We start from the raw sequence: 1,100 nt of genomic DNA on the forward strand, positions 1-1,100 counted from the left end.
CTTGAATTTATAATCTAAGTGCAACAAAAAAAGAACTCATATCATTTTCTTGGTATAATATTCATGCCAACAAAAATTAAAACCAAGGAGAAAATGATATGAGTCTATATAACCATCTTACAATAAATGAGCGAGAAAAGATACTATTTTTTTATGCAAAAGGATATTCTATATCTAAAATAGCTAAAGAAATTAATAGAAATAAGTCTACTATATCAAGAGAGCTACGCCGTAACAAAATAAATAATGAATACAGTCCTAGTAATGCTCAAAATCTTTATATAAATCGTAGACAAAAATGTAAACCTAAAGAAAAACTTTCTAATCCAAGTATATTTGAATATGTTAAGACTAAATTTCTAGAAGAACAATGGTCTCCTGAGCAAATAGCCGGAAGGCTTAAATTAGAAAAAACTAATCTTAGCATAAGTTATCCGACAATATACAGAGGTATATATAAGGGATTATTTGATACAAAAGCTGAGAAAAAATCTAGAGGAAATAAAGGTGCAATTAGAAAATTAAGACATAGAGGTAAGACAAGACATACAAAAGCTCATTTAGAAAAAAGAGGTAAAATACAAATTAGCAACAAAATTTCTGATAGACCAGAAGCTGCTGAAAAAAGGGAACGTTTAGGAGATTGGGAAATTGATACAGTTTGTGGAAAGGCTGGGAAAGCGTGTTTAGTTACTCTTGTAGATAGAAAAAGTAGATTTACTGTCATTAGAAAAGTTAATCGGAAAAATAGTCACTTTGTAACAGCTGCGCTTATAGAAACTTTGAAGGATCTTCCTTTAAAAACTATTACTCCAGATAGAGGTAAGGAATTTTCTAAGCACTCAGAAGTTACAAAAGAACTTGGTGTTGAATTTTATTTTCCTTTACCACACCACCCTTGGCAAAGAGGTACAAATGAAAATACAAACGGATTAATAAGAGAATATTTCCCGAAGGGGTTTGATATTACAAATGTTCCTCACGAACTAGTTCAGTTAGTTGAGTATAAACTAAATACTAGACCAAGAAAATGTTTAGGGTTTAAAACACCCTTCGAGATATTTTATGATAAACTGTTGCACTTAGCTTGACAATTCGCC

General features: G+C 30.7%; 1 protein-coding gene. It reads left to right on the forward strand.

The features are described 5' to 3' along the window. Positions 1 to 98 precede the first annotated feature (98 nt). Positions 99 to 1,091: an IS30 family transposase gene (locus tag DWX74_RS10900; RefSeq protein ID WP_118549962.1), complete on the forward strand. Its 993-nt coding sequence runs from the start codon at positions 99 to 101 to the stop codon at positions 1,089 to 1,091. Positions 1,092 to 1,100 lie beyond the last annotated feature (9 nt).

The organism is Peptoclostridium sp. AF21-18 (assembly GCF_003478825.1).
Lineage (GTDB): Bacteria > Bacillota > Clostridia > Peptostreptococcales > Peptostreptococcaceae > Peptacetobacter.

What these genes read in the sequence shown, in the direction of transcription:
- DWX74_RS10900 (WP_118549962.1), top strand. Translation starts at nt 99, where the DNA reads ATGAGTCTATATAACCATCTTACAATAAATGAGCGAGAAAAGATACTA.